Here is a 25,418-nt window from a genome sequence, read left to right on the forward strand (position 1 = left end):
TCCACCCCGAACGACCAGGCCTCCAGCTAGAACGACCGCACTCCAGCGAGAACGACCGCACCCCGGCGAGCAACCAGGAGCAGAGCGATGACTGACGCCACGCCTCGCAACCAGCGAGTACCTCGAGGTCTGATGCGCGACCTCGTCGCCCTCGACCAGGCGCTGTACGAGGCCGTGACGGTCACCAGTACGCCCACGCTGGACTCCGCGCTGCGACGGCTGTCCGCGGCGGCGGACCACTCGAAGATCTCGTTCGCGGTCGCCGGTGCCCTGGCGGTGTGGCCGGGGCGATCACGCCGCGCGGCGGCTCTCGGGGTCGCGGCGATCGGTGTGGCCTCGGCGACGGCCAATCTGCTCGGCAAGCGTCTCGTACGACGCCCACGCCCGCGCCGCGATGTCGACTCGCCCTTCCCCGGACGGCATGTGCCCATGCCGCAGTCGGCCTCCTTCCCCTCGGGCCATACGGCGTCGGCGGTGGCCTTCGCCGCCGCCGTCGGCCCCGCCTTCCCGGCCGCCACGGTGCCCCTCGGCCTGCTGGCCTGTGCCGTGGGCTACTCACGGGTCCACACCGGCGTGCACTATCCGGGCGACGTCATCGCGGGCGCCGTCCTCGGAACGGGCGCTGCGGCCACGGTACTTGCGGCAGCCGGCCGGGGCGGCCTGAGCGACACGGTGTTCCGCCTCACGGGTTCGAGGCCGTAACTGCTGGCCGGTTCCCTACGCGCGATGACTGCTTCCCACCCTCCTCCACACCCTCCGGACGTTCCAGTTCCGAATTCCCAGGGATCATGAAGATCCTGTGCGGAAAAGATGTTTAAGATCTGGATTCTGTACGGAGAGGAGCGCGCGTGAGTGAACTGGCAGGCCCCAGCTGTCCGGAGTGCGGCAAGCCCCGAGGGGCGGACGGCACCCCGACCTGCTCCTGCGCGCGCCGCGCGTCCGACGTCCACCGGCAGTCCCGTACGGCCGAGGCGGCGGCCGCGGAGGACTTCGATCCGGTGCGCATACGGCCGTTCGTCGACATCGATGCCAACGCCGGTGCGGAGGAGGGCTCCACGCCCAGCGCCGAGGCCGAGGGCGCAGCTGCGGAAACCGAAGCGGCCGGTACGGATGCCGGTGCGGCGAAGGACGCCGACGAGCCACAACAGCCGGACGGCGCAGGGGAGTTGGCGGACGCGCCGACGACCGTCGTACAGGACGGCCCTGCCTCCTTATCCGACGGTGACCTACTCACGCCTCCCCGGGCCGACGGCACGTCCGTCCGGCGGCGGCGGCCCCGGGCGCTGCTGGTGACCGGCGCCGCAGCCGCCGCGGCCGTTGTGGTGGCGGGCGGCATCGTCGGGGGCCTGTTCTGGTACGACGGTCCATCGCGGGAGGGGTCCGTGTCGGGCGGCGTCCGGGCCGGGCTGCCACAGACGCGGCCCTCAGGACATGACCCGTCGTCCAGCGGCGCGTCCCTCACCCCGTCGTCCTCGGCGCAGTCGTCCGCGACCACGTCCTCCTCACCCGGCGCGACCTCGGCCGACGACCGCGGCGCCCCGACAGGGACCGACGGACCGAGCGGCAGCGCACCCGCGGCCACGGCCACCACCACTGCCCCCGGTGCGCCGGTACCCAGCGCCTCGGGCGGCCGGGACCCGGTCCTCCGCTACGGCGACAAGGGACCCGAAGTCGTCGAACTCCAGCTGCGGCTGCGGCAGATCGGCTACTACCGCGGGGACGCCGACGGCGACTACGACCGCGACGTGGAGAGCGCGGTCCGCGGCTACCAGCTCACCCGCGTCATCCTCAAGGACGAGTCGGGCGTCTACGGGGTGGCGACCCGCGCGTCGCTCGAAGCCGAGACCACGGAGCCGTGACGCAGGCGGCTGTCGGCCACCCACAGCCAGGATCCGCCGCAGCTAGCGCTTCGCGACGGTGTAGGTCAGGTGGGTCACGCGGGATGATGCGTCCGAGCGGACCTGGTCCAGTGCGAGTCGGTCGGGGTCCACGCAGTCGAACAGGCGGATGCCGTTCCCGAACAGCACCGGCGCGAGGGTGATCGAGAACTCGTCGATCAGGCCGCTGTCCAGGTACTGCTGGATCGTCTCGGCGCCGCCCCCGATACGGACGTCGCGGTCGCCGGCGGCCTCACGGGCCTGGAGCAGAGCGCTCTCGATCCCGTCGTTCACGAAGTGGAAAACGGTGCCGCCCGGCCGCTCCCACGGCTCACGCTCGGTGTGGGTGACGACGAACACCGGGGTGTGGAACGGCGCGTCCTCCGGCCATGACAGCTCGCCGCCGTCGAACATCCGCTTGCCCATGACGCTCGCGCCGGTGCGCTCGTACGTCGCTCGGGCGATGTCGTTGTCGAGCCCTTCCTCGCCGCCCTCGCCGAGCTTGAGGTTCTCCCTGAAGAACCGCTGCGGGAACAGCCACGCCTGCAGCTCCATCCATTGCGTCATCCAGCGCCGGGCCCTCGGGTCGTTGCGGCCCTCGGACGAGAAGGCGTACTCGACAGAAACCGCCTCGGGGGCCATGAAGCCGTCGAGCGACATCGTCACACTGAAGAACACCTTCCCGGCCATCAGTTCTTCGCCTCCTTCGGCGTGGTCCCGTTCCGGCCGGCGTCGTCCCGGGTGAGTTCGGCGACGTAGTCGGCCAGGTTGCGCAGTGTCTGCTCGCCGCCCTCGACCGCGTGGTACTTCTCGACTGCCTCGTCGCGGAGTTCCTTCGTGGGGAACACCGTGCGCATCACGATCCGGGTCTGCTCGCCCGTGGGCTCGAAGGTCAGGACGGACTCGAAGGCGTTGGGGTCGTCGCGGTGCTCGCCGTGCAGCAGCGCGATCCGCTCCGGCGGAACGATCTCCTGCCAGGTGATCCACTCCTGGTAGTCGGTCCCGTCCGGCCCGTGCATCACGAAGTCCCATGTGCCGCCGATGCGGAAGTCGAAGGACCGTGTCGTGGTCGTGAACCCTTCCGGGCCCCACCACCGCGACAGATGCCGGACCCGTGTGAACGCCTCGAACACCACCGACGGCTCGGCGTCGATCAGCCGGGAGATCACGATCTCGCGGTCCGTGGTCGTGTGTGCAGGAGTGCTGCCGCTACTGCTCGTCGCCATCGCGTGGTCCCGTCTGCCTTGTCCGCTTCAACTCCTGCACGTACTCGTCCAGTCGGTCGAAGCTCTCGTTCCAGAACTGCTCGAAGCCGCCCAGCCATTCGTGGACCGGCCGCAGCCCGCGGGCGTCCAGGGCGTACAGCCGCTGCTTGCCCATTCCGCGGACCTGCACCAGTCCCACCTCGCGGAGGACCCGCAGGTGCTTGGACGCCTGCGGCTGGGTCATGCCCAGGTCCCGGGCCAGTTCGGTCACCGGCCGCTCGCCGCTCCGCAGCAGCACCAGGATCTCCCGCCGCTGCAGCTCGGCGATCGCGTTGAACGTGTCCGAGGTCGTCGCCGCTCGTGCCATGGCTCCATCATATGCCTATATGGGCATGCGTCAAACCTGCAGCGGGCGAGCACGGACCGGGGAATGGACGGGGGAGAGGGCTCAGCGGCGCTCCGGCCCCGCGTCGTCCGCCTTGCCGCACCCGCAGCTGGCCCGGCGCACGACCGTCACGGGGAGCATCAGGGACACGGGCTCGGTGTCGCGGGTGCCGGTCAGGCGTTTGATCAGCAGCTCGACCGCCTCCTCTCCCATGCGCAGCATCGGCTGGCGCACGGTGGTCAGCGCCGGGCGCACCAGGCGGCTGAGCGGAATGCCGTCGAAGCCCGTCACCACCACGTCGTCCGGGACGCGCAGCCCCTGCTGCTGCAGCGCGTGCAGCGCGCCGACGGCCAGCTGGTCGTTGGCGAACACCAGGGCGTCGGGGCGCTCGCCCTCCCGCGCGAGCAGGACGTCCACGGCGCGTTCCCCCTCGGCCTGGGTCATCATCGCCACCCGCAGATCGGGCTCGTCGCTCACGCGCACCCCGCCCGTACGGCACGCGGCGAGATATCCGCGAAAACGGGCCTCCACGTCCGGTGACTCCTCCGCGGACCCGATGTAGGCGAGGCGACGCAGGCCGTGGTCCTCGATGAGATGCCGGGTCAGTTCGTGCTGGCCGTCGAAGTTGGCGACCTCGATGTGGTCCAGATGGTCCAGGTGATCGGTGCCCTCGCGGGGTCCTGCGAGCATCACCACGGGCTGCCGGCGGGAGATCACCTCCAACTCCTGTGTCGGCACGGTCCGGGCCAGCACGGCGAAGCCGTCGACGCGCCCGGCGACCTTGGCCACCAGGCTCTCCGGCCCGCCCTTGAGGGACGCGGCGATCAGCAGGGCGTAGCCGTGGCGGCGTGCGGCCCGTTCCATGCCGCGGATGATCTGGTCCGCGTAGAGCGTCGCCGCGTCCTCCTCCTCGGCCTCGGTCGCCTCCGCCTCGGCGTCCGGGTCGGAGTAGTCGGGGAAGCAGAGACCGAGGACGCCCGTGGAACGGCTGGCGAGCCCGCGGGCGTTGCCGCTCGGCACGTACCCGAGCTCACGCGCCGCCGCCAGCACGCGTTCACGCGTCTCGGCGCGGACGGAGTCGGGATTGCGGTAGACCCGGGACACGGTCGCGATGGAGACCCCGGACCGCTCGGCGACGTCGTACACCGTGGGGGCAGTGCTCACGAAAAGGGACTCCCGAAGCGACGGGTATGCACAGGCATACGACTGTAAGCGCATTCATTTTAGGTCCCGCCCCCTGAACCGGGCAAGGGACGGGACCCGTGCGACCGTGCACGCCGACCGGTCAGATGCTGAAGCGCTCCTTGCCCAGCAGCGGACGCACCCGGGAGCGGAACCCGCCGGTGCGGAAGGGGCGTTGGAGCAGTCCGGGGGACAGGTGCTGGGCCAGGGCGGCGGTGATCATTCCCTGGTCCAGGGCGAGGACGACATCACTGACGCGGCCCGTCGTGACGTCGACGGAGTCACGGAAGCCGTAGCGGTCGTCGTACGCGCCGAGGTTCCGGTCGAGCGCCTTGAGGTTGGCGACGGCCTCGTCCGGCACGAGAGGCAGGGCCAGGAATGAGGCGTGGGGCGTGACCACGCCCAGGCTGTTGTAGCCGTCCTCCTGCATGCCGATCCCGTCGACGCCGTACTCGCGGTAGCCGCCTTCGGGGATGCTCGCGGGGGAGAAGCCCCAATACCCGTACTTCTCCTCGATCAGGCCGTGCTCGATCTGGCTGCGGATGTAGCGCCGGTGCGAGGTGCCCCACGAGTGCGGCGACCACTCCGGTTCGGGCACGAACAGGGGGACCATCAGGGCCTCGAACATCGAGCCGCCCCAGGTGGGGACGAGTTTACGGCCGCGGTAGGTGTAGTGGCCCTGCCAGACCCGTACGCCGTCCACGGTGACGTATCCGCCCTCGGGCTCCTGCTCCTGCCCCATGCCAGGCAGAAGGGTGCGGAAGAGGTGCCAGTAGTGGTCGGTGGGCAGGGTGCCGTCGGCGATGCCGTGGTAACTGGCCATGCGCGGCTCGGTGTTGAGGGCTCCGTAGTGGAATCCGGTGGGTTCGCCCTTGCCGGGCTTGTCGGGCCAGTAGCCGCCGAGGAGTTGACCGGGCCCTGCGACCGGGTCGGCCGCGTCGTAGGGGGTGTAGAAGTACGACCAGTCGACTCCCGCCAGCAGCCGGGCGATGCGCGGGCGCAGTGCGGGGTCGGCGTCGGCCGCGATCCTGAGGCCGGTGACCAGCCAGGCGTTGTCGACGGTGGACAGGAAGGGCCGGACGGCGTCCCCGCTCTCCGGCCACGTCGTCAACACCGAACCGTCGTGGGCGTCGTACCAGTTGAACCAGAAGCCGTGCGCGCGCTCCAGTCTCTCCACCGCCGCCACCGCGCGGCCGAGCCGCTCGTGCATGAGCGAGCCGGAGATGACCCCGAGGCCGGCGGCGGCCACCGTGGACCACAAGCCGCAGCCGATGTTGGTCGGGGAGGTCTGCGGCGAGGGGACGGGCGTGCTGGCGCCGCTGACGTCGATCTTGTCGGCGGCCAGACCGAGTTCCGTGGTCATCGCCGTGATCGAACGGTAGGTCGCCTCGAACCAGGTGCGCAGCAGCTGGGTGTCCGAGGGGGTGCGGGCACGGGAGGCGGTGGCGGCGAAGGCGGAGGGTCCGGTGGCGCAGACGGCCGCTGCCGATGCGGTGGCGGCCGTGAGGAACCGGCGACGGTTCATACGGGATCAACTCCTCGAAGGGGGACGACGGAACGGGAGCCGGTGGGTGTCAGGGGCCCACCGGCTCCCGGGCACGGGGGAGACGCGGAGGCGCGTCGGGCGGGGTGGCGCGGTCAGGAGGCGGTACGCGGGAGCAGGCGGGTGCGGCCGAGGCCGCCGAGCCACTCGGCGGACGGCTTGGGCGTGCGCTCGAAGGTCACGGGGTCGACGGCGATGAGGCCGAACGTGGGGGTGTAGGAGCCCCATTCGTAGTTGTCCAGGGCGCTCCAGGCCAGATAGCCATGGACGTCGAGGCCGTCCTCGACGGCGGAGGCGACGGCCGCGAGTGCACCCGTGTAGTAGTCGATACGACGTGTGTCGTCGTCGGTCGCGATGCCGTTCTCGGTCACGATCAGGGGCATGTCGCGGCCGATGACGTCGGCGGTGTGGCGCAGCGCCTCGCCCACGGCGGCCGGGTAGTACTCCCACTGCGTCAGGGTGCGCTCGGCGTCCTCGGGCGCGGTGACCGGACCGTCCTGGCCGACCTTGGTGCGCGTGTAGGACTGGACGCCGATGAAGTCGTCGCCGCGGGCCGCCTCGATGAAGACGTCCTCGCGGGGGCGGCGATAGGCGGCGGTGACCTCCTCGGCGCCGGGCAGCGCCTGGTAGACCTGGTTGGCGATGGTCCAGCCGACCTGGATGTCCGCGTTGACGGCCCGCACCACCTTGACCGCGGCGTGGTGTGCGGCGATCACCGCTTCGGTGGTCTCCAGGTCGGGGAACGGCAGCCCGGCGGGCGGGAAGCCCTGCTCGCCGCGCTTGGCGAGGCCCGCCATGACGGCGATCATGTTGGGCTCGTTGATGGTGCACACATGGCGCACGCCGTCGGCGATGATCGGCGCGCAGTTCTCGACGTAGCGGGCGAACAACTCCACCGCTCCGTCGGCGGTCCAGCCGCCGAGGTCCTCGAACCACTGCGGCACGGTGAAGTGGTGGAGGGTCACCATGGGGCGCAGTCCGCGGGCCAGGGCGCCGTCCACCATACGGCGGTAGTGCGCGATCTCGGCGCGGGAGAAGGCGCCGGGGGCCGGTTCGATACGGGCCCACTCGACGCTGAAGCGGTAGTCGGTGAAGCCGAGGCGGGCCAGCAGGTCCATGTCCTGCTCCCAGCGGTGGTAGCTGTCGCAGGCGTCGAGGCTCGGTTCGGAGATGCCCGCCTCCGGGTCGTGTTCCTTGCGCCACCAGTCGCTGTTGACGTTGTTCCCCTCGATCTGGTGGGCGGCGGTGGAGGCGCCCCAGAGGAAGCCGTCGGGGAAGCGGAGGGAGGTGTGGGTCATCGTCCGTTTCTGTCTGTGTGGTGGGAGCCGGTCGGATCGTGCGGGCACGCGGACCGAGCACGGCCGGCGGGGGTGCGGATGCGCGGCGGCTATTTCAGGCCGGCGGTCGCGATGCCCTGGGTGAAGTGGCGTTGCAGGACGGCGAACACGGCCAGGACGGGCAGCACCACCAGGAGGGACCCGGCCATGAGCATGCCGTTGCCGCCGGCGACGGTGCGGTTGGGATCGTTGGCGAACGTCGCGAGGGCGACCGGCAGCGTGTACTTGCCCGGGTCGTTGGTCGCGACCAGCGGCCAGACGAAGTTGTTCCACGAGCCGAGGAAGGTGAAGATCGTCAGCGTGGCCAGAGCCGGTCTGACCAGGGGCAGGACGATGCGCCAGAAGATGAACCACTCGCCGGCACCGTCGATCCTGGCCGCCTCGAGCAGCTCGTCCGGCACCGACTGCATGAACTGCCGCATCAGGAACACCCCGAAGGCGCTCGCCGCGAACGGCAGCACGAGCCCGGCGTAGGAGTCGATCAGGTTCAGCCCGCTCATCAGCACATACAGCGGCAGGATCAGCAGATTGCCCGGCACCATCAGCGCGGCGAGCACCGTGCCGAAGACCTTGCTGCGGCCCGCGAAGTCGAGCTTGGCGAGCGCATAGCCGAGCATCGAGCAGAACAGCAGATTGCAGACGGTCACGAGGACGGCCACGATCAGCGAGTTCAGGAAGTAGCGCGGCATGTCCAACTGGTCCAGCAGCGCACGGAAGTTGCCGAGCGTCCACTGCGTCGGAAGCCACACAGGAGGGCTGGCCGTCAGGTCCTGCCTCGTCTTGAAGGCGGACAGCGCCATCCACAGGAACGGCGCCGCCATCACCAGCACGCCCAGCGAGGCGACGAGGTACAGCACGGGCCGGCGCACGCGGCCCTCGCCGTGCCGGGCGTCCCGGGCGGAGGCGGCCGGGGCTGAGGCGGTCGGGGCGCTCATCGGGTGTTGTCCTTCAGCAGTCGGAGCTGGAGCACCGTGATGGCCATGATCACCACGAACAGCACGTACGCCATCGCGCTCGCATAGCCCATGTGGAAGAAGTTGAAGCCCTCCCGGTACATGTCCAGGGACACCGTCAACGTGCCGTTGTCCGGCCCGCCCTGGGTCATCACGAACGGCTCCTCGAAGACGTTCAGATAGCCGATGGTGGTGATGACGGTGGCGTAGAGCAGCGTCGGCCGCAGCAACGGCACGGTGATGCGCCGCAGTTCGTGCCAGGGACCGGCGCCGTCGAGCCGCGCGGCCTCCCGCACCTCGGCCGGGATCGCCTGCAGCCCGGCGATGAACAGCACCATGACGGTGCCGAGGTTGCGCCAGACCGCCAGCAGGATCAGCGACGGCATGGCCCAGGTCTGGGAGCCGAGGAAGTCCGGTGTCGTCGTGCCGAGTTCGGCGGCGACACCCGAGACGAGGCCGTCCGACGGGTCCAGCACGAAGCGCCATACGACGGCGACCGCGACGATCGACGTGACGACCGGGGCGTAGAAGCCGACCCGGAAGAAGGTACGGGCCCGGTCGATGCCGTTGTTCAGCAACAGCGCGACCAGCAGGCCGAGCACGATGGTCAGGGGCACGCCGACGACGACGAAGTAGGCGGTGTTGAAGAGCGCCGTGCGGAAGGTGTCGTCGCCGAACAGCTGCGTGTAGTTGTCCAGGCCGACGAACTCCGCCTCCAGCGGCTTGCGCACGTCACGCACACCGAAGTCGGTGAAGCTCATCCAGAGCGTCGCCACGATCGGGAACAGCATGAAGACGCCGAACAGTACGAGGAACGGGGTGGAGAACAGCCAGCCGTGCAGATTGCGCCGGCCCAGCGAACGCCGGCGACCACCGAACCGCCGTCCCGCGCCCGGCGGTTGAGCACGGCCGCCGCGCCCGGTCTTGGTGACGGCCGCGTCGTGCGCGGCCGATCCCGTCAGGAGAGGCATGCCGACTAACCCACCAGGCTCTGGATCGCGGACTGCGCCTTGTCCAGGGCCGCCTTCGCGGAGGACTTGCCCTGGGTGACCGACCCGATCGCCTCGTCGACCTTCGAGGTGATCTCGGTCAGCTTGGGCTGCGCGGGCAGCGCCTTCGCGGACTCCATCTGCTTGCGGAACACCTTCATGTCCGCGTCGCCGGCGAGCTCACCCGTCTCCCACGCCTGGGTGTTGGCGGGCAGGTCCTTGGTGCGCTTGTACCAGTCGGCCTGTCCCTCGGCGCCGGTGAGGTAGCCGACGAAGTCCTTGGCGGCGGCCTTGTGGGAGCTGTCGGCGGAGATCGCGAGGCTGGAGCCGCCGGCCATGGAGACCGAGGACTTGTCGGCCGGTACGGCCGTCACGGCCCACTTGCCCTTGAGGTCCGGGTAGTTGTCGTTGAGCAGACCCACCATCCACGGTCCGCTGAAGAACATCGGCACGGCGCCGGTGTTGAAGTCCTTCGTGACGTCGTAGCCCGGCCGGAACACCTTGTCGCTGAGGCCCTTGGCGTAGTAACTGCCGTAGTCCTCCAACGCCTTGACGGCCGCGGGGCTGTTCACAACGGGCTTGCCGTCGTCGTCGAGGATCGCGCCGCCGGACGAGTAGAGGAACGGGTAGAAGCTCTGCACGGTGTCCAGCCCGCTCGGCTGGATGGACAGACCCCACTTGGACCCGGCCTTGTCGTGATACGCCTCGGCCGCCTTCTGGAGGTCCGCCATGGTGGCGGGGGCGCCGTCGATCCCGGCCTTCTTAGCCAGGTCGGTGCGGTAGAAGAGGACGCGGGTGTCGATGTACCAGGGAACGCCGTAGGCCTTGCCGTCGTAGACGCCCTGGTCCCAGGCGGACGAGAAGAAGCTGCCCTGCTTGAAGGCCTTGGTGTCGACCGGCTCCAGAGCACCCATGTCGGCGAACTCGCCCAGGTAGCTGGAGCCCATCTGCGTCACGTCCGGGAGCTTGCCTGCGGCGGCCGCGGCGACCAGCTTCTGGTGCGCCACGTCCCAGCCGACCGGGGTCACCTTCACGGTGACGTTGGGGTGGGCCTTCTCGTACTCCTTGGCGACGTCGCCGAGCTTCTCGCCCTCCGTCCCCATGGCCCACACGGTCAACGTCTGCTTCGCGTCGGCCCCCACGTCCTTGCCCCCCGAACCACCGCATGCGGACAGGGTGAGAGCGGACGCCGCCACGAGGGCGAGTGAGGCGGTCCGGACGGCGCGGTGCATAGTGTGCTCCTCGTCGAGCGTGGCTGATGTATGCGCTGTCTGTAAGCGCATACATGACTGTGTTACACGCGCCGGAGGGCTGGCAAGTGGGTCGCCGGTCACGCTCTGGTAACGGCTGGGGGTGAGGGCAGGCCTCCGAGGTGCCGTTGCGTGAACGGGGGTCGGTCGGCTTGACTTGACGCCTCGGCGATACGCACACGGGGGATGACTTGGGTTCTGTTGCACTCGCCATCGCGGGCGTGGGAGCTGTCCTGGGCACCGCGATCACTGTGCTCGTGCGCCGGGAGCGGCGGCGGATGCCGCTCGGTGCCGACACGCATCGGATCGAAGCGGCGGCCACCCGGGGCTTTCGCGATGCGCGTCGGCAGGCTCACGCTTATCACCACTTCGCCGACTCCACGGGTGTGAGCGCGCTCAGGGATCGTGACTCCCGCTCCCAGTGATCGGCGAGCGGCTGTGCGTCCGTCGGTTTGTACTCGCCGGCGCCGGGTGGCCAGGCGCCGGAGCTTCCGCCATGCTGGCGCAGGGTGGCACCACTTTCCTGTTTGCGTGACAAGGAGGACCGTATGACGACGGATACGGTCGAACGATTCCTGGCAGCCCTTGACCCGGAGCACCGGGAGGCCGTCGGTGCCAGGCCGCGCGAGGAGCAGGAGATCCTCGCGGAGGCATGGGAGAAGGAGCTGGCAACGGACGACGAGCTGGACACGCTGGACGAACTGTCGCCACCGGCGGCGGAGGCCGAGGCGGCCCGTCGTGTCCTGGACCGCAGGAGCGAGTAGAGGTCGGCCGTGAGGCTAGGGCCCGTGTCGGCCATGGTCGTCCGGCAGCGGACGGGGACCATCGCCGACACGGGGTGCCGGGGTGCCTGTGGTCACCGCATGACGATCAGGCCTTGCCCTTGCTCACGACCCACTCGCCGTGGACCCAGTTGCCGACCGTCTCGTAACCGGAGCGGAACGAGCCGAGCCAGTTCAGGCTGAGGTTCCCCTCGGCCCTGGACAGGACCGGGGTGTAACTGCCGGGTTCGTCGGCCGGGCCGCCTGTCGTGTTCTCGGCGACGTAGGGGAAGGGGTAGGCCGGCCTGCTCGCGGTGACCTTGCCGCTGCTGTCGAGCGACTTGGTGAGCAGGCTGTCCGGTGCCTTGCCCTCGGTGACCCAGTCGACCACGGCGGTCAGTGCGTCGAAGGTGTCCGGCCCCTGGCCGCCGCCGCAGTGCGCGACACCGGGGAGCAGGAACAGCCGGGCGAAGTCCCCGGTCCTCGCGCTGCCTCCCATGACCTTCTGCACGGCCTTGTAGTACGCCATGGTGCCGACGGCCGGGATGTGCTGGTCGCCGAGCCCGTGCCAGAGGATCAGTTTGCCGCCGACCTTCTTGAACGCCCTGAGGTCCGGATCGGTGGCGTCGTACATGCTCTCGTTGGGCTGCATGATCTTCTTGTAGTAGGCCGCCGTGAACTTGACGTCCCTGTACGTCAGGTGCGGCTGCGGGCTGTCGAAGACCTGGTAACGGAGCGTCTCCCGTACGAAGTTGATGTCACCGCTGGTGCCGGTGGCCGTGGCGGGCACGATGACGCCGGCCCAGTTCGGCTCGGAGCCGCGCAGCTGGTGTCCGGGGTAGAGCAGTCTGCCGTGTGCGTCGGTGGGACCGGCGTAGATGCGCCGCACGGTGGTCACCTGGTCCGCGGTCAGGCAGAAGTCCGAGGCGGTGGAGGTCTGTTCGGCCCCGCACTTGATGCTTGCCGGGTCCCAGGTGCAGCTCAGCGGGTCGACGATGACGCCGTCCGTGGCCCCGCACCCCTTGAGGACGGCCGCATGGAGCGGAGCGAGGTCGGCCGTCGTGAGGGTGGCCGGGCCGCCGTCGAGGTAGACCGACTGCGCTGTCCACGCGTGCGAGAAGGTGTTGAGGGCGGTGAAGTTGTTGGCGGGGGCGCCGGCGATGATGCCGTCGAAGTCATGGGGGTAACGCTGGGCCTCCGTCAGCGCCTGATGTCCACCCTGGGAGCATCCGTCGAAGTAGGCGTGGGTCGCGGCCCGTCCGTAGTACTTCTGGATCGTCGTCTTCGCCACCTGGGCCAGGAGATGGTCGGACTTGTAGCCGAAGTCGGCCCGCAGCGCCGGGTCGGTGGAGAACAGTCCACCGCCCTGGGAGTGGCCCTCGTCGCTGGAGGCGACCGCGAACGCGCCGTCGGTCAGCGGGACGCAGCCGGCCGAGGCGGGCGCGCTGCCCGCGTTCACGTTGCCGCACAGTCCGCCGCAGCCGAGCTGCAGATAGCCGGCCTGCCAGCCCGTCTGGGGCATGCGCAGCTCGAAGTGGATCTGGGGTGCGATGACGCCCTTGACCACACAGGCCGCCCAGTCGCCGAGGGTGTTGTCGTCGGCGCTCAGCTCCGTGGCGGAGGTGAACTCGAAGGGGACGCCCGGCACGGAATTCGCCAGGTCCAGGCCTGCGACGGAGGCACAGGACATGGCCGGGGCGATGCCTGAGTCCGTGCTGCCTGCCGTCACCGCGGTGGCGGACGCGGATGCGCGGGCGCTGCCGGTCGTGGTGGCGGCGAGGGCGATGCCCGCCCCGGTGACGAGAGCGAGCGCGGCGGCCAAGGTGGCCATGAAGGGGGCCGGCGTCCGACATGGTGATATCCACCGACACCATGTGAAGAGCGTGCGCATGCTCGATCTCCGTTCCCTGGACTAGTAGTCGGCCGTGCAGTACAGCGGTGCCGTGTCGGCGTTATCCTTGGTGACGAGACTGATCGGCGTCTTGTCGATCTTGTCGGCCTTCTCGTGACGCAGCAGGGACAGGGCGTTCTCCACCGCCAACTGCCCGGTCTTTGCAGCGGAGTTGGCGACCGTGGCGGCGAAACGCCCGTCCCTCAGAGCGGCCAGGCCCGCGTCGGTGCCGTTGACGGTGACGATCTTGACGCCCTGGCCGCCGGCCGCGTCGAAGGCCTTGCGGGCGGCGAAGGCCATCTCCTCGTTGGCGACGAACACGTAGTCGAGGTCCGGGTGGTCCCGGATCATGTCGGCGGCCACCTGTCGCGCCTTGGTGGCGTCGAACATGCCGGGCCGACTGGCCACCACACGGGCGTTGGCGGGCAGCGCCCCGGTGAAGCCCCCGACCAGCAGGTCGGAGGCCGCGCCGGGGGCGCCTGCGATGACGCCGACCTCGGCCTGGTGGCCTGCCGCGTTCTCGCGGATCCATTGGGCGTCGAGCCGTCCGACGGCCTTCAGGTCGACCACGACGGCTCCGAGGATCTTGGAGGGTTCGGCGTTCACCGAGGTCAGGAAGACCGGGATGCCGGCGTCCTGGGCCTCGGCGATGTCCGTCCTGAGCGCGTGTGTGTCGACGGTCTGCACGATGATCACGTCGACGTGCCGGGCGATCATGTCCTTGATGTTGGACAGTTCCTGTGCGGCGTTCTGGTGCGAGTCGGCCGTGACGATCTCGGTGAGGTTGTTCTTCGCGGTCGTCACGACGGCCTGCTGCAGACAGGTGTGGAACAGGGTGTCGCCGCCGTTCACGAAGCCGATCCTCAGGGGGCCTTCGTGGGTCTCCGCGGCGCCGGACTGCATGGTGCAGCCGCTGAGGCCGAGGACAATGGCGAGGAGCGAGGCGGCCAGGGGTCTTCGGCGACGGTCGGACGAGGTCATGGCTGGGCCGCCTTTCAGTGGCGAGCGGGCTCGCGGCGTACGAGACCGGCCGAAGCTATAACCGTGCCGAACCCTGCGGATCCTCACGGATGCGCAAGCTATGGATGTGCGCGGTGCGGTATGCGGTCCGGCACCACATCCGGTACGCCTCGAAGTGCCGTTCCCCGCCGGTCAGTTGACCATCTTCCGCGGGTTGCCCAGGCCCGCACCGGACGTCCGGCCCACGGTCTCGCGCGTCCCGCTCGCGGACGTGTCCGTGCGTGGGGCGGCGGGGAGTCGGATGGTGGCGCACAGGCCGCCGGTGGGGCGTGGGGTGAGGTCGAGGGTGCCGTCGTGGGCTTGGACGATGCTGTGCACGATGGCCAACCCGAGACCGACGCCTGCGTGTTCGTCGGCGCGTATGCGTTCCGTTCCGCGTTGGAAGGGCTCCGTGAGGAGCGGTACCAGTTCCGGAGGAAGCGGAGGACCCGTGTTCTCGACCCGCAACACGCAGGTGTGGAGCCGCTGTTCGGTGTGGACCGTGACGGTGCCGTCGGCGGGGAGATTGTGGACGACGGCGTTCTGGACGAGGTTCGTCACCATGCGCAGGATCAGCGCCGGGGAACCGGAGGTCGGCGCCCGCTCGCCGGTGACGTCGAGCGTGATCCGGCGCTTTTCGGCGAGCGGAAGGAGCGTCTCGACGGCTTCCTCGGCCATGAGGGAGAGATCGACGGGCTCGCGCGCGAAGCTCCTGCGGCCCGCGCGGCTGAGCAGCAGAAGGGCCTCGGTGAGGTCGATCGCCCGCGTGTTGACGGTGCGAAGGCGTTCGATGAGTTCGTCCGGGTCCCGCGTGGGATCGTTGCGGGCGGCGTCGAGGAGCGTCCGGGAGATCGCCAGCGGGGTGCGCAGTTCGTGCGAGGCGTTCGCGGCGAACCTCTGCTGTTCGCCTACGTGGGACTCCAGTTGTTCGAGCATGGTGTCGAACACGTCGGCGAGTTCACGGAATTCGTCCATCGGACCCGTCATACCGATCCGATGGGACAGGGATCCCTTCGCCGCCATCCGTGCGGCATGACCGATCCGCGTGAGCGGTGCGAGCATCCGCCCCGCGAGAACCCATCCGCCGGCGAGGCCGAACAGCAGGAGGAAGGCCAGCGCAATGGCGGCGGCAGGCACGAAGCCGCGCAGCATGTCCGAGCGGTTGGGCCCGACGATGATCACGGCGCCGAACGCTTCCTGGAGGGCCCGAGGGTCGTCCTGCGGAAGCCAGCGGAGCACGAACACCCACACCAGGGCCAGCAGAAGCGCACCGGCGAGGAAGAGGAACCCGGCGTAGCTGAGAGTGAGCTTCCATCGGGCGCTGAGCTCCCGGCGCCCTTTCATGAGTGCCGTCCGGGTGAGCGGTGTGCGCGGCTGCGGTGGGGTGCCCGCAGCCGCGGACCGTCACGGACGACTTCACTCGGGCAGGGCTCCTCCTCGGTCAGAACGTGCATGCCGGAAGCCTAGGCAGCGCCACATATCGCCGCCGTATGCAAGGACGCGGCTACTCCTCGTCCGCCGTCGTCGCCGGCCTCGTCCGGCCGGGTTCCGGTGGGATCTCCTCCTGGGCACGGATGTGCAGCACGTCGCCGATGAACAGGTCGTAGACGAGCACGCCGATCACACCGCCGACCAGTGGTCCGACGATGGGTATCCAGAAGTAGTTGCTGAAGGCGCCGGACAAGGTGCCCGGCATGGCCAGGTCCTGCCAGCCTGCCGCCCAGGTGAACAGCCGTGGGCCGAGGTCACGGGCGGGGTTGATGGCGTACCCGGCGTTGGCGCCGAAGGACATGCCGATGGCGGCCACGGCGAAGCCGACCAGCAGCGGGCCGAGGTTCGCCTTCACCGCGGTGTTGCGCAGGTCGATCAGGGCGACGACCAGCATCACCAGGAAGGCGGTGCCGACGATCTGGTCGATCAGCGGGCCCCAGATGCCGCCGTGGAAGTACGGCGCCGGGAAGGTGCCGAAGATGGAGAACGAGGCGAGGGTGTGTCCGTTGGTCTTGGGGCCCTTCATGGCGTCGTCGAAGGTGTTGATCGCATCGTGGTAGACGGCGTAGACGAGCGCGGCACCCGCGAAGGCCCCGACCAGTTGGGAGATCCAGTAGGGGAGGACCTTGGCCCAGGGGAACTTGCGGCGCACGGCGAACGCCAGCGTCACCGCCGGGTTGATGTGCGCGCCACTGACGCCGCCGGCCACGTACACACCGAAGACGACGGCCATCGCCCAGCCCCAGGTGATGAGCAGCCAGTCCCCGGCGCCGAGGAAGAACGTCGTGGGTCCGGAGGTGCGACCCGACCCTGGGAGGGCGGCGACCGCCATCGCCACCACACCGCAACCAAAGGCGATCAGGACGAAGGTGCCCAGGAACTCAGCCAGGCACTCACCCCACAACCCTCCCCGGCGCCTGAGCCGGGAGGGTTTGAGCAGGGGCTGGATCTCTACGGCCATGTGATCCTCCCGATGTGCGGTTGTGCACCACGCCGAAGCGCGGTTTGTCCCGTCATAACGCCGCTGGACGGCTGCGGCAAGTTCGGCGGGCCGCCCTCCGGTGCCGCGGCCGATCGACCTCGGCGCGGGGTCGTGCACCGCCGGTGGTGAGTGCGCTCGGGGAGAGCCGGAGCAGGTCGGCACGGTGACTGTTGCAGTGTGCAATAGCCTACTCCCGGGTCGACGCTGCGGCACAGGTGTGTGCGGCGTCCCGCTCAGGCAGGGCCGGTCCGTGATCGCGTAGACGTTTCAACGCGTGATCGCGTAGACGGTGTCACACGTGAGCGCGCCGGTCATTCACACGACCGACCCGCCCCACCGCCGGTCCGCCTGCTCCCAGGCGTCGGCCCACAGACGCATACGGCGTCGGCCCAGGCCCGCCTGTATGCACTGGACACCGACCAGTACCACCACACCCGCACCGCCCGCCGCCGTGAGGCCGACCATGGCGGACTGGAACATCGCGTTCGTGGGGGACAGGGGCTCGGCCGTCAGCTCGTTCCGGGCGTTCGCCCACACCCGGATCGGGTCACCCGGGGCGGCTCCCGCCCGCACATGGGTACGGCCCGTGTGCGCGTGTCCGTCGGTTCCGGTCCAGCGGACCGTCGCCCGTATCCGGCGATCGCTCGTCGGACCCGTCGTGGCCTCGGACTTCGCGCGTTTCACCACGACCGCGGAGACCGGTCGGCGTTCGGCCCGCGCGCGGTCGTAGCCCGCCGCGGCGGCGCTGCCCGTCACCCACGCCGCCGCCAGACCACCCGCTATGGCGCACACCCAGGCCGCGAGGATGACCCACGCCTCCACGACATCGATACGCCGTCGCAGCGGATTGCTCCGCCACCTCCACAGCCGCACGCTCGCGCGGCTCATGTCGTCGTCACGGGCCGACACCCCCTCGAGAGTCCCGGCGGCACCTGTCTCGGATGTTGCCCTGTGCAATGGTTCCTGAGCGACTGCTACCCCCGGCGGCCCCGTCGACACCCGGCGGCGCCGAACTCACCGGCCCGTCGGACGGCGTCGCGGGTCGTCAGTGCGGGGTGGTGGGCGTCGCTTCCCACTGGGTGACCGTGCCGGGCGGCATGCCCGGGATGAAGCCGGTCTCGGGCGGCGTGCCGTGGGTGTGCGAGGAGTCCAGGGTGAGGCGGGAGACGATGCGGTAGCGGTCGCCCCGGTAGATGGAGTGGACGTACTCCACGGGCCGGCCCTCGGTGTCGTTGGTGAGGCGTTCGAAGAGCAGGGCGGGGGAGAGGTGGGGGACCTCCAGGAGTCTGCCCTCGGCCTGGCTGACGACGGTGGGCTCGATCGTCTGCACGGCGTCGCGCACATGGACCCGGTGCCGCTCCCGCAGATGCTCGTACAGATCGCCCGCCTCCAGCTCCTGCGCGGTGAGCGCGGGCACCAGGTCCGCCCGGATGTGCAGGTGTTCGATCGCCATCGGGGCGCCGTCGACCAGGCGCAGCCGGGCCGCGTAGACGATGTCGGCGGCGGGGGAGAGGCTGAGCTTGCGGCCCACACGGGCGCCGGCCGCGATGGTGGTGAACTCCAGCAAGCGGCTCGACCAGGTGCCGGACGCCTGCGGAAGGGTCATGCCGTGGGAGTCGGAGACGAGTTCCTGGGTGATCTTCTCGGGTGCCACGAACATGCCGCGGCCGTGTTCGCGTACGAGGAGTCCGGCCGCCACGAGTTCGTCGACCGCCGCTCGCAGGGTCGGCCGGGAGACGTTCAGGTCGGCGCACAGGGTCCGCTCGGAGGGAATGGCGTCCCCCGGTCGAAGTGACTCGATCAACTGCAGGATGTGGTCCCGCACTCGCTCCCGCTTGAGGACCGCTCCCGAGTCGCCAGCCGTCATGTCGCCCGCTCCTGCCGCCGTGCGTGAAATTTCCTGACCAGTTTTCTGACCAGTGTCCCTGACCTTTTACCACTGACCGCCACTGGTCAAGTGCAGTGTAGACGCCGCTCCTCGCCTACGGCCGGGTCCCGGGGCTGCTCTGCGCTCAAAAGCAGTGCGAGCGCGAGGGGTTGACGCCTCTATTGGTCTATGCCACCTTCATCCACCACCGACAGGTCACCTGTCCAGTTGCTCAACTGGTCAGTTCGTATGGTGCTTTCCCTTCAGAGGTGAACTGTGAAGCTCCGCATGCTTGCAGGTGTGTCCGCGCTGGTGATCGCTGGAGGCCTCAGTGCCTGCAGCGGCGGTTCCGGATCGTCCGGCGACTCCGCCGACGGCACGACGACGATCGACGTATGGCTCATGCGCGACAGCATCTCCGCGCAGTTCCAGAAGGAGTTCGTCAAGGGATTCGAGGCCGCCCACCCGCACATCAAGGTCAAGGTGCAGATCCAGGAGTGGGACGGCATCGGGAACAAGGTGACCGCCGCACTCGCCAGCAACGACGCCCCGGACGTCATCGAAACGGGCAACACCCAGGTCGCCCAGTTCGCCCAGAGCGGAGGCCTGCTCGACCTCAGCGACAAGGTCGATGAACTCGGCGGGAGCAACTGGCTCAAGGGACTGGCCGAACCGGGAGCGTACGACGGCAAGCAGTACGGCATCCCCTACTACGCGGCCAACCGCGTCGTGATCTACCGCACCGACCTGTTCAAGAAGGCCGGCGTCGACCCCGCCGCCATCAAGACCCGGGATCAGTGGATCGCGGCCACCAAGAAGCTCAACTCCTCCGGCTCCCAGGGCATCTACCTGCCGGGCCAGATGTGGTACGCGCTCGCCGGCTTCATCTGGGACGAGGGCGGCGACCTCGCCACCCGCACCGGCGGCACCTGGAAGGGCACCCTCGACACACCGCAGGCGCTGCGCGGCATGGACTTCTACAAGAAGCTCCAGGCCCTCGGCAAGGGCCCCAAGGACTCCGACGAGGCCGAACCGCCGCAGGCCGAGGTCATGGCCAAGGGACAGGTGGCGCAGATCATCTCGACACCCGGCGGAGCCAACGTGGTCACCCAGAACAACCCCGACCTCAAGGGCAAGCTCGGCTTCTTCCCGATTCCCGGCAAGACCGCCGCGCGCCCCGGTTCCGTGTTCATCGGCGGCTCCGACCTCGTCATCCCGGCCGCGTCCGGCAAGCAGGACGCCGCCTTCACGTTCGTCAAGGACCTCACCGGCGACGCCTGGCAGCGCAAGCTCGCCGCCGCGATGAGCTACGTACCGAACAAGACCACCCTGGCCGACGCGGTCGCCTCCGACCCGGGCGCCTCCGCCATGGCCGTGGGTGCCGCCGTCGGACGGGCCACCCCCAACACCCCCGGCTGGGCCGCCGTCGAGGCCAAGAACCCCATCAAGGACTACATGACCGCGGTGCTCACCGGCGGCAACGCAAAGGAGGAGGCGGCCAAGAGCTCCGACGCGATCACCGCCGCCATGAAGGGCGGCTCCTGAGCCGTGCCGGCCGGTGCCACACCCCCGTGGCGCCGGCATCCCTGCCCGCACCGAGAGGAGAGGACGCCGTGTCCGTCACCCGGGAACACAGCGCGGCGCCGGCCCGGGTCCGGCTCCGCCGGCCCACGACGCGCCCCGTGCGGCAGGAGCCGGGCGGCGTGCGCCGGCGTCGGGGCGCGGGAGCATGGCCCTACCTGCTGGCCGCTCCCACGGTCCTGGGCATGCTGTATCTGCTCGTCTACCCGCTCGCCCGCGCCGTCCTGATCTCGCTGCAGGACTTCCAACTGCGTCAACTCATCCGCGGAAACGCCGAGTTCGTGGGCCTGCGCAACTACGAGACACTGCTGACGGACGAGCGCTTCTGGCAGGTCGTACGCCGCACCTTCCTGTTCATGGCCGTCAACGTCGTCCTCATCATGCTGCTGGCCACCCTGGTCGCCCTGCTCATCGAACGCCTCGGCCGCCGGTGGCGGCTCGCCCTGCTCAGCGCACTCGTCCTAGCCTGGGCGATGCCGGTCATCGCCGCAACGACCGTCTTCCAATGGCTGTTCCATTCCGAGTTCGGCATCGTCAACTGGTCCCTGAAACACCTGGGGTTCAGTTCCTTCGACCGCTATCCGTGGTTCGCGCACGGCCCGGCCGCCTTCACGATCCTGGTGCTGCTGATCGTCTGGCAGTCGGTTCCCTTCGCGGCCATCACCCTCTACTCGGCGCTGACGACCGTGCCTTCGGAGCTGTACGAGTCGGCCCGCATCGACGGCGCCTCGGGCGGCCGCATCTTCCGCTCGGTCACCTTCCCGATGATCCGCCCGATCTTCATGCTGGTGTTCTCTCTCGAAGTCATCTGGACCTTCAAGGCGTTCGTGCAGATCTGGGTGATGACCAACGGGGGGCCGGGCGACGCCACCACCATCCTGCCCGTCTACGCCGTCCAGACCGCCCTGTCCAGCCAGCGCTACGACCTCGGCTCCGCGGCCTCGATGGTCAGCGTGCTGCTGATGGCCGCCGTACTCGTCCTGTACTTCCGCCAGATGTTCCGACAGGAGGGCGAGGCCCTGTGAGCACCGCACGACTTCGCCTGCGACGCGCCCCGCTGCACGCGGCCGCCGTCGTGACGATCGTCCTCTGCCTCTTCCCCGTCTACTGGATGATCACCACCGCGTTCAAGCCCAACCGGGACATCCAGTCCGCGAGCCCCCAATTCCTGCCGCACACCTGGACGTTGGAGCACTTCCGCACCGCCGTCGACGCCGACGGATTCGCACTGTTCTGGCGCAACAGCATCCTCGTGACCCTGAGCGCGGTGCTGCTCGCGCTGATCGTGGCACTCGGCGCGTCCTTCGCCGTCGCCCGCATGCGCTGGCGCGGCAGGCGCCAGTTCATGCTGCTGGTCTTCGTCGCGCAGATGGCGCCGTGGGAAGCACTGATCATCCCCGTGTACATCATCTCCCGCGACACCGGCATGCTCGACCGGCTGCCCACCCTGACCCTCGTCTACTTCATGATGACGCTGCCGTTCACCATCGTCGTGCTGCGCGGATTCATCGCCGCGATCCCGCAGGAGCTGGAGGAGGCGGCACAGGTCGACGGCTGCACCCGTATGCGCGCCTTCCGTCACATCACCTTCCCGCTGCTCGCCCCGGGCCTGATGGCCACCTCCCTGTTCGGCTACGTCACCGCCTGGAACGAGTTCGCCTACGCCAACTTCCTGATCATCAAGCACCAGGACAGCCGCACCCTGCCCGTCTGGCTGTCCTCCTTCCAGAACGTCTTCGGCACGGACTGGGGCGCCACCATGGCCGCCTCCACCCTCTTCGCACTCCCCGCACTCGTCGTGTTCCTGCTCCTGCAACGGCATGTGACCTCCGGCTTCGCCGCCGGCGCCGTCAAGGGCTGATCCACCCGCGCCCTCCGCCCCTGCGCACTCCTCCACACGCGACCCTCGGAGACAGTCAGTGATCACGCCCCCACCGCACACCTCACTCGTGCCCCGCCCCACCAAGTCCCGCTTCAAGGCAGGTCACTTCACCCTCACCGCGGACACCTGCCTGCGCGTCGGCAAGGGCGCGGAGGCGGCGGCCGACCTGCTGCGCACCACCCTGGCGCCCGCCACCGGGCTGCCGCTCGAGCCGGCTTCCGACGGAGCCGTCGTCCTCGCCCTCGACTCCGCCCTGACCGGCCTGGGCGACGAGGGCTACGGGCTGACGATCGGACCGGAATCCGTACTGCTGCGGGCCCGGGAGGTCACCGGGCTGCTGCGCGGTGTGCAGACCATCCGCCAACTCCTGCCCGTAGAAGCCCTGTCGGCCACGCCGCAACGCGACACGTCCTGGTCGCTGACCTGCGCGGAGATCACCGACCTCCCGCACCGGCCCTGGCGCGGGGCCATGCTCGACGTGGCCCGCCACTTCCAGCCCCTGCCGTATCTGCTGCGCTACGTCGACCTGCTCGCCCTGCACAAGATCAACGTCTTCCATCTGCACCTGACCGACGACCAGGGCTGGCGGATGCCCGTCGCCGCCTACCCCAAGCTCACCGAGATCGGCGGCCATCGCCTGGAGTCCCTGATCGGCCCGACCGGGGAGCGCTACGACGGCGTGCCGCACGGCGGCGCCTACACGCGGGCGGAGCTCGCCCGGCTCGTCGCGTACGCGGCGGCGCGCGGCATCACCGTCATGCCCGAGATCGAGATGCCGGGTCACACGCGGGCCGCCCTGGCCGCCTACCCGCACCTGGGCAACGACCCCGACCGCGCCCTGGACGTCTGGACCAGGTGGGGAGTGTGCGACACCATCCTGGGAGTCCACGACGAGGTGTTCGACTTCTGCCGCACCGTGCTGGACGAGGTCATGGACATCTTCCCCTCCCGCCACATCCACCTCGGCGGGGACGAGTGCCCCCTCACCGAATGGGCACGGAGCCCGGTGGCCGCCACCCGCCTGCGCGAGACCGGACTGAGCGACAGCACCGCGCTGCACCGATGGTTCCTCGGCCAGGTCGGCGCGCACCTGACGCACAACGGGCGGCAGCCGGTCGGCTGGGCCGAAACCGGCACCGAACTGCCCGACGGCTTCACGGTGATGGCCTGGCGCGACCCCGCGCACGCCCTCGCCGCCGCGGACCGCGGTCACGAGGTGATCAACTCCTACCACCGCGCCACGTACTTCGACTATCCGCAGAGTTCGGCGGCCGACGAACCGGCGGGCCAGCCGGGAGGCGTCGTCAGCCTGCGCGACACCCACGGCTACGAGCCCGTACCCGAGGGCGCCACCCCTGAGGCCGCCGCGCGCGTCCTGGGCACTCAGGCCCAGCTGTGGACCGAGTACGCCGCCACCCGAGAACGCGTCGAATACCTCACCTACCCCCGTCTGTGCGCGCTGGCCGACGGCAGCTGGAGCGGCCCCACTCCGTGGACCGACTTCTCCTCCCGCCTGCGTGGGCACACCGCACGCCTCGACGCCCTCGACGTCAGCCGCCACCCCTGATCCGCACGCCCCACCCCTGATCCGCACCCCCCACCCGAAGGTAGACCCCCTCCGGAAGGAACAGCATGAACACGCATCCCACCCCCAGCAGATGGCGTGTCGCCGCAGCAGCAGCGGTGGCGATGGCCACCGCGGCCGGCGGTCTCGCCGCCCTGTCCGGCACGGCCAGGGCGGCCGGTGAACCCGTGACCGTCCAGTACCGCACCAGCGCCACCGGCGCCACGGCGGACCAGGCCGAGCCCTGGATCAAGGTCAAGAACACCGGTACGAGCACCGTCCAGCTCTCCGGGGTCAAGGTCCGCTACTACTTCAAGTCCGACTCCGGCAACGCCAGTTACCGTTTCGCATGCTCGTGGGCGGTCAAGGGCTGCGGCAACATCACCGGCACCTTCGGCACCCTGGCCAACCCCACCGCCACGGCCGACCGCTACCTGGACATCGGCTTCACCTCAGGAGCGGGCACGCTCGCCCCTGGCGCGGACACCGGCGACATGCAGCTGCGGTTCTACCGCTCCGACTGGCAGCCGCTCAAGCAGAGCGACGACTACTCCTTCGGGGCCTCCCAGACGTCGTACGCCAACTGGCCCAAGGTCACCGCCCAGCTGTCGGGCAGCACCGTGTGGGGCGCGGCCCCCGAGGGCAACGACCCGAGCGATCCGCCCACCGACCCGCCCACGGACCCCCCGGCCGACGGGCAGAGTCTGTTCGACGACTTCAACTACTCCTCCTCCAGCGACCCGAGGATCTCGGCGAACGGCTGGAACGTCCGCTCCAACTCGGGCGGGCCCGGAGTGCCCGGCGCCACCTGGTCCCCGGAGAACGTCACCTTCGCCACCACGGGCGGCAACTCCGTGATGAACCTGCGGACGTCGACCGCCGGCACCGCGGAGAGCACCAAGCAGACCGAAGTCCTCACCAAGGCGCTGAAGTTCAAGAACGGCACCTACGCCGCACGGGTCAACTTCTCCGACGCACCGGTGTCGGGCCCCGACGGCGACCACCTCGTCCAGACCTTCTTCACCATCAACGACCTCAAGGCACCGATGGCCGACGACTACTCGGAGTACGACTTCGAGTATCTGCCGAACGGAGGCTGGGGCGAGCCGTCGAACATCCTCTACACGACGTCCTGGGAGACCTACAACCCGGACCCGTGGCAGGCGGTCAACCAGCACACCGAGGGCCGGCAGAGCTACGCCGGCTGGCACGATCTGCTGCTGACCATCGACAACAGCACCATCAAGTACTACATCGACGGACAGCTCTTCGGCACCCATGACGCCGCCTACCTGCCCGAGCGGCCCATGTCGATCAACTTCAACCAGTGGCTGATCGACCTCGCGGGCCAGACCGGCACGACGCCCCGCTCCTACGACGAGAAGGTCGACTACGTCCTCCACGTCAAGGACCAGGTCCTGACCCCGGCCCAGGTCACGGCGAAGATCAACGCATACCGCTCCGCGGGCACCACCTTCGAGGACACGGTGTCCGGCGGCTAGGGGCGCCACTCACCGCGGCCGCGGACGCTCTCGCCGGTCGGGACTCACCCACCATGAGGCCCTCCGGCTGCGAGGCGGCCCCCGCTCGGCGAGGATGGCCGAGAGCCGAGCGGGGGCCGATGCGGAAGCCGAGGAACTGTGGGACCACGAGGCCGGCACCCGAGGGAGCGACCCTCC

23 protein-coding genes are annotated in these 25,418 nt (G+C 69.6%); 8 read left to right on the top strand and 15 right to left on the bottom strand.

Annotation, left to right across the window (positions count from 1 at the left end; all coding sequences use genetic code 11):
* Positions 1 to 87 precede the first annotated feature (87 nt).
* Together MQN93_RS27695 and MQN93_RS27700 are read left to right on the top strand one after the other, a co-directional pair.
* A complete protein-coding gene (locus tag MQN93_RS27695; RefSeq protein WP_016432892.1) occupies positions 88 to 702 on the top strand; it encodes a phosphatase PAP2 family protein in 615 nt (204 codons plus the stop codon).
* 146 nt (positions 703 to 848) lie between these two features.
* A complete protein-coding gene (locus MQN93_RS27700; RefSeq protein WP_242711698.1) occupies positions 849 to 1,859 on the top strand; it encodes a peptidoglycan-binding domain-containing protein in 1,011 nt (336 codons plus the stop codon).
* A 42-nt stretch (positions 1,860 to 1,901) separates the two neighbouring features.
* On the opposite strand, the gene MQN93_RS27705 is transcribed toward MQN93_RS27700, so the two are convergent.
* The 9 genes from MQN93_RS27705 to MQN93_RS27745 form a co-directional block, all read right to left on the bottom strand.
* The gene (locus MQN93_RS27705) at positions 1,902 to 2,567 is read right to left on the bottom strand and encodes a dihydrofolate reductase family protein (protein WP_242711699.1); all 666 of its coding nucleotides are present in this window, start codon (positions 2,565 to 2,567) and stop codon (positions 1,902 to 1,904) included.
* Positions 2,567 to 3,103 (bottom strand): SRPBCC family protein, encoded by a 537-nt coding sequence (locus MQN93_RS27710; protein ID WP_242711700.1) that lies wholly within the window; start codon positions 3,101 to 3,103, stop codon positions 2,567 to 2,569. The genes MQN93_RS27705 and MQN93_RS27710 overlap by 1 nt, the downstream gene beginning before the upstream one ends.
* Positions 3,087 to 3,449 carry an ArsR/SmtB family transcription factor gene (locus MQN93_RS27715; protein ID WP_242711701.1) on the bottom strand — a complete coding sequence of 121 codons (363 nt, stop codon included), beginning with the start codon at positions 3,447 to 3,449 and terminating at the stop codon, positions 3,087 to 3,089. Before MQN93_RS27715 ends, MQN93_RS27710 begins: the two co-directional genes overlap by 17 nt.
* 81 nt (positions 3,450 to 3,530) lie before the next feature.
* Complete coding sequence (locus tag MQN93_RS27720) at positions 3,531 to 4,685, bottom strand: LacI family DNA-binding transcriptional regulator (protein WP_278191220.1); 1,155 nt, start codon at positions 4,683 to 4,685, stop codon at positions 3,531 to 3,533.
* A 67-nt stretch (positions 4,686 to 4,752) separates the two neighbouring features.
* Positions 4,753 to 6,174, bottom strand: coding sequence for a glucoamylase family protein (locus tag MQN93_RS27725; RefSeq protein ID WP_242711703.1), 1,422 nt, complete (start codon positions 6,172 to 6,174; stop codon positions 4,753 to 4,755).
* A 113-nt stretch (positions 6,175 to 6,287) separates the two neighbouring features.
* A complete protein-coding gene (locus MQN93_RS27730; protein ID WP_242711704.1) occupies positions 6,288 to 7,490 on the bottom strand; it encodes a glycoside hydrolase family 1 protein in 1,203 nt (400 codons plus the stop codon).
* Between the two features lie 89 nt (positions 7,491 to 7,579).
* Complete coding sequence (locus tag MQN93_RS27735; protein ID WP_242711705.1) at positions 7,580 to 8,464, bottom strand: carbohydrate ABC transporter permease; 885 nt, start codon at positions 8,462 to 8,464, stop codon at positions 7,580 to 7,582.
* Positions 8,461 to 9,453 (bottom strand): carbohydrate ABC transporter permease, encoded by a 993-nt coding sequence (locus MQN93_RS27740; RefSeq protein ID WP_242711706.1) that lies wholly within the window; start codon positions 9,451 to 9,453, stop codon positions 8,461 to 8,463. The genes MQN93_RS27735 and MQN93_RS27740 overlap by 4 nt, the downstream gene beginning before the upstream one ends.
* A 5-nt stretch (positions 9,454 to 9,458) precedes the next feature.
* Positions 9,459 to 10,703, bottom strand: a complete 1,245-nt coding sequence (locus tag MQN93_RS27745; protein ID WP_242711707.1) for a sugar ABC transporter substrate-binding protein — start codon at positions 10,701 to 10,703, stop codon at positions 9,459 to 9,461.
* Positions 10,704 to 11,269: 566 nt separating this feature from the next.
* Here MQN93_RS27745 and MQN93_RS27750 point away from each other — a divergent pair.
* The gene (locus MQN93_RS27750) at positions 11,270 to 11,485 is read left to right on the top strand and encodes a hypothetical protein (RefSeq protein ID WP_242711708.1); all 216 of its coding nucleotides are present in this window, start codon (positions 11,270 to 11,272) and stop codon (positions 11,483 to 11,485) included.
* A gap of 106 nt (positions 11,486 to 11,591) precedes the next feature.
* Here the strand turns inward: MQN93_RS27750 and MQN93_RS27755 are convergent, their stop codons facing one another.
* From MQN93_RS27755 to MQN93_RS27780, 6 genes are all read right to left on the bottom strand, one after another.
* On the bottom strand, positions 11,592 to 13,313 hold the full coding sequence (locus tag MQN93_RS27755; RefSeq protein ID WP_242711709.1) for a tannase/feruloyl esterase family alpha/beta hydrolase: 1,722 nt from the start codon (positions 13,311 to 13,313) through the stop codon (positions 11,592 to 11,594).
* Positions 13,314 to 13,394: 81 nt separating this feature from the next.
* On the bottom strand, positions 13,395 to 14,354 hold the full coding sequence (locus tag MQN93_RS27760; protein WP_242711710.1) for a sugar ABC transporter substrate-binding protein: 960 nt from the start codon (positions 14,352 to 14,354) through the stop codon (positions 13,395 to 13,397).
* Between the two features lie 171 nt (positions 14,355 to 14,525).
* Positions 14,526 to 15,716, bottom strand: a complete 1,191-nt coding sequence (locus MQN93_RS27765; protein WP_242711711.1) for a sensor histidine kinase — start codon at positions 15,714 to 15,716, stop codon at positions 14,526 to 14,528.
* Positions 15,717 to 15,876: 160 nt separating this feature from the next.
* The gene (locus MQN93_RS27770) at positions 15,877 to 16,824 is read right to left on the bottom strand and encodes an MIP/aquaporin family protein (RefSeq protein WP_016432876.1); all 948 of its coding nucleotides are present in this window, start codon (positions 16,822 to 16,824) and stop codon (positions 15,877 to 15,879) included.
* A gap of 336 nt (positions 16,825 to 17,160) precedes the next feature.
* Positions 17,161 to 17,754, bottom strand: coding sequence for an Rv1733c family protein (locus tag MQN93_RS27775; RefSeq protein ID WP_242711712.1), 594 nt, complete (start codon positions 17,752 to 17,754; stop codon positions 17,161 to 17,163).
* A gap of 136 nt (positions 17,755 to 17,890) precedes the next feature.
* Positions 17,891 to 18,712, bottom strand: coding sequence for a GntR family transcriptional regulator (locus MQN93_RS27780; protein WP_242711713.1), 822 nt, complete (start codon positions 18,710 to 18,712; stop codon positions 17,891 to 17,893).
* A 276-nt stretch (positions 18,713 to 18,988) separates the two neighbouring features.
* Here MQN93_RS27780 and MQN93_RS27785 point away from each other — a divergent pair, with 276 nt between their 5' ends.
* The 5 genes from MQN93_RS27785 to MQN93_RS27805 all read left to right on the top strand — a co-directional run bounded on the left by MQN93_RS27785 (position 18,989) and on the right by MQN93_RS27805 (position 25,241).
* On the top strand, positions 18,989 to 20,257 hold the full coding sequence (locus MQN93_RS27785) for an extracellular solute-binding protein (protein ID WP_443744618.1): 1,269 nt from the start codon (positions 18,989 to 18,991) through the stop codon (positions 20,255 to 20,257).
* A 68-nt stretch (positions 20,258 to 20,325) separates the two neighbouring features.
* Positions 20,326 to 21,318, top strand: a complete 993-nt coding sequence (locus MQN93_RS27790; protein ID WP_372504467.1) for a carbohydrate ABC transporter permease — start codon at positions 20,326 to 20,328, stop codon at positions 21,316 to 21,318.
* Positions 21,315 to 22,154, top strand: a complete 840-nt coding sequence (locus MQN93_RS27795) for a carbohydrate ABC transporter permease (protein ID WP_242711715.1) — start codon at positions 21,315 to 21,317, stop codon at positions 22,152 to 22,154. The genes MQN93_RS27790 and MQN93_RS27795 overlap by 4 nt, the downstream gene beginning before the upstream one ends.
* A 58-nt stretch (positions 22,155 to 22,212) precedes the next feature.
* Positions 22,213 to 23,742: a beta-N-acetylhexosaminidase gene (locus tag MQN93_RS27800; protein ID WP_242711716.1), complete on the top strand. Its 1,530-nt coding sequence runs from the start codon at positions 22,213 to 22,215 to the stop codon at positions 23,740 to 23,742.
* A gap of 65 nt (positions 23,743 to 23,807) precedes the next feature.
* Positions 23,808 to 25,241, top strand: coding sequence for a cellulose binding domain-containing protein (locus MQN93_RS27805; RefSeq protein ID WP_242711717.1), 1,434 nt, complete (start codon positions 23,808 to 23,810; stop codon positions 25,239 to 25,241).
* Positions 25,242 to 25,418 lie beyond the last annotated feature (177 nt).

The sequence above is a fragment of the Streptomyces spinosisporus genome (genome assembly GCF_022698145.1).
Lineage (GTDB): Bacteria > Actinomycetota > Actinomycetes > Streptomycetales > Streptomycetaceae > Streptomyces > Streptomyces spinosisporus.

Coding starts and splice junctions, on each gene's coding strand:
- MQN93_RS27720 (WP_278191220.1), bottom strand. CDS start 4,685: ATGCGCTTACAGTCGTATGCCTGTGCATACCCGTCGCTTCGGGAGTCC.
- MQN93_RS27715 (WP_242711701.1), bottom strand. CDS start 3,449: ATGGCACGAGCGGCGACGACCTCGGACACGTTCAACGCGATCGCCGAG.
- MQN93_RS27695 (WP_016432892.1), top strand. CDS start 88: ATGACTGACGCCACGCCTCGCAACCAGCGAGTACCTCGAGGTCTGATG.
- MQN93_RS27770 (WP_016432876.1), bottom strand. CDS start 16,824: ATGGCCGTAGAGATCCAGCCCCTGCTCAAACCCTCCCGGCTCAGGCGC.
- MQN93_RS27735 (WP_242711705.1), bottom strand. CDS start 8,464: ATGAGCGCCCCGACCGCCTCAGCCCCGGCCGCCTCCGCCCGGGACGCC.
- MQN93_RS27760 (WP_242711710.1), bottom strand. CDS start 14,354: ATGACCTCGTCCGACCGTCGCCGAAGACCCCTGGCCGCCTCGCTCCTC.
- MQN93_RS27705 (WP_242711699.1), bottom strand. CDS start 2,567: ATGGCCGGGAAGGTGTTCTTCAGTGTGACGATGTCGCTCGACGGCTTC.
- MQN93_RS27740 (WP_242711706.1), bottom strand. CDS start 9,453: ATGCCTCTCCTGACGGGATCGGCCGCGCACGACGCGGCCGTCACCAAG.
- MQN93_RS27780 (WP_242711713.1), bottom strand. CDS start 18,712: ATGACGGCTGGCGACTCGGGAGCGGTCCTCAAGCGGGAGCGAGTGCGG.
- MQN93_RS27730 (WP_242711704.1), bottom strand. CDS start 7,490: ATGACCCACACCTCCCTCCGCTTCCCCGACGGCTTCCTCTGGGGCGCC.
- MQN93_RS27750 (WP_242711708.1), top strand. CDS start 11,270: ATGACGACGGATACGGTCGAACGATTCCTGGCAGCCCTTGACCCGGAG.
- MQN93_RS27765 (WP_242711711.1), bottom strand. CDS start 15,716: ATGAAAGGGCGCCGGGAGCTCAGCGCCCGATGGAAGCTCACTCTCAGC.
- MQN93_RS27745 (WP_242711707.1), bottom strand. CDS start 10,703: ATGCACCGCGCCGTCCGGACCGCCTCACTCGCCCTCGTGGCGGCGTCC.
- MQN93_RS27710 (WP_242711700.1), bottom strand. CDS start 3,103: ATGGCGACGAGCAGTAGCGGCAGCACTCCTGCACACACGACCACGGAC.
- MQN93_RS27725 (WP_242711703.1), bottom strand. CDS start 6,174: ATGAACCGTCGCCGGTTCCTCACGGCCGCCACCGCATCGGCAGCGGCC.
- MQN93_RS27755 (WP_242711709.1), bottom strand. CDS start 13,313: ATGGCCACCTTGGCCGCCGCGCTCGCTCTCGTCACCGGGGCGGGCATC.
- MQN93_RS27805 (WP_242711717.1), top strand. CDS start 23,808: ATGAACACGCATCCCACCCCCAGCAGATGGCGTGTCGCCGCAGCAGCA.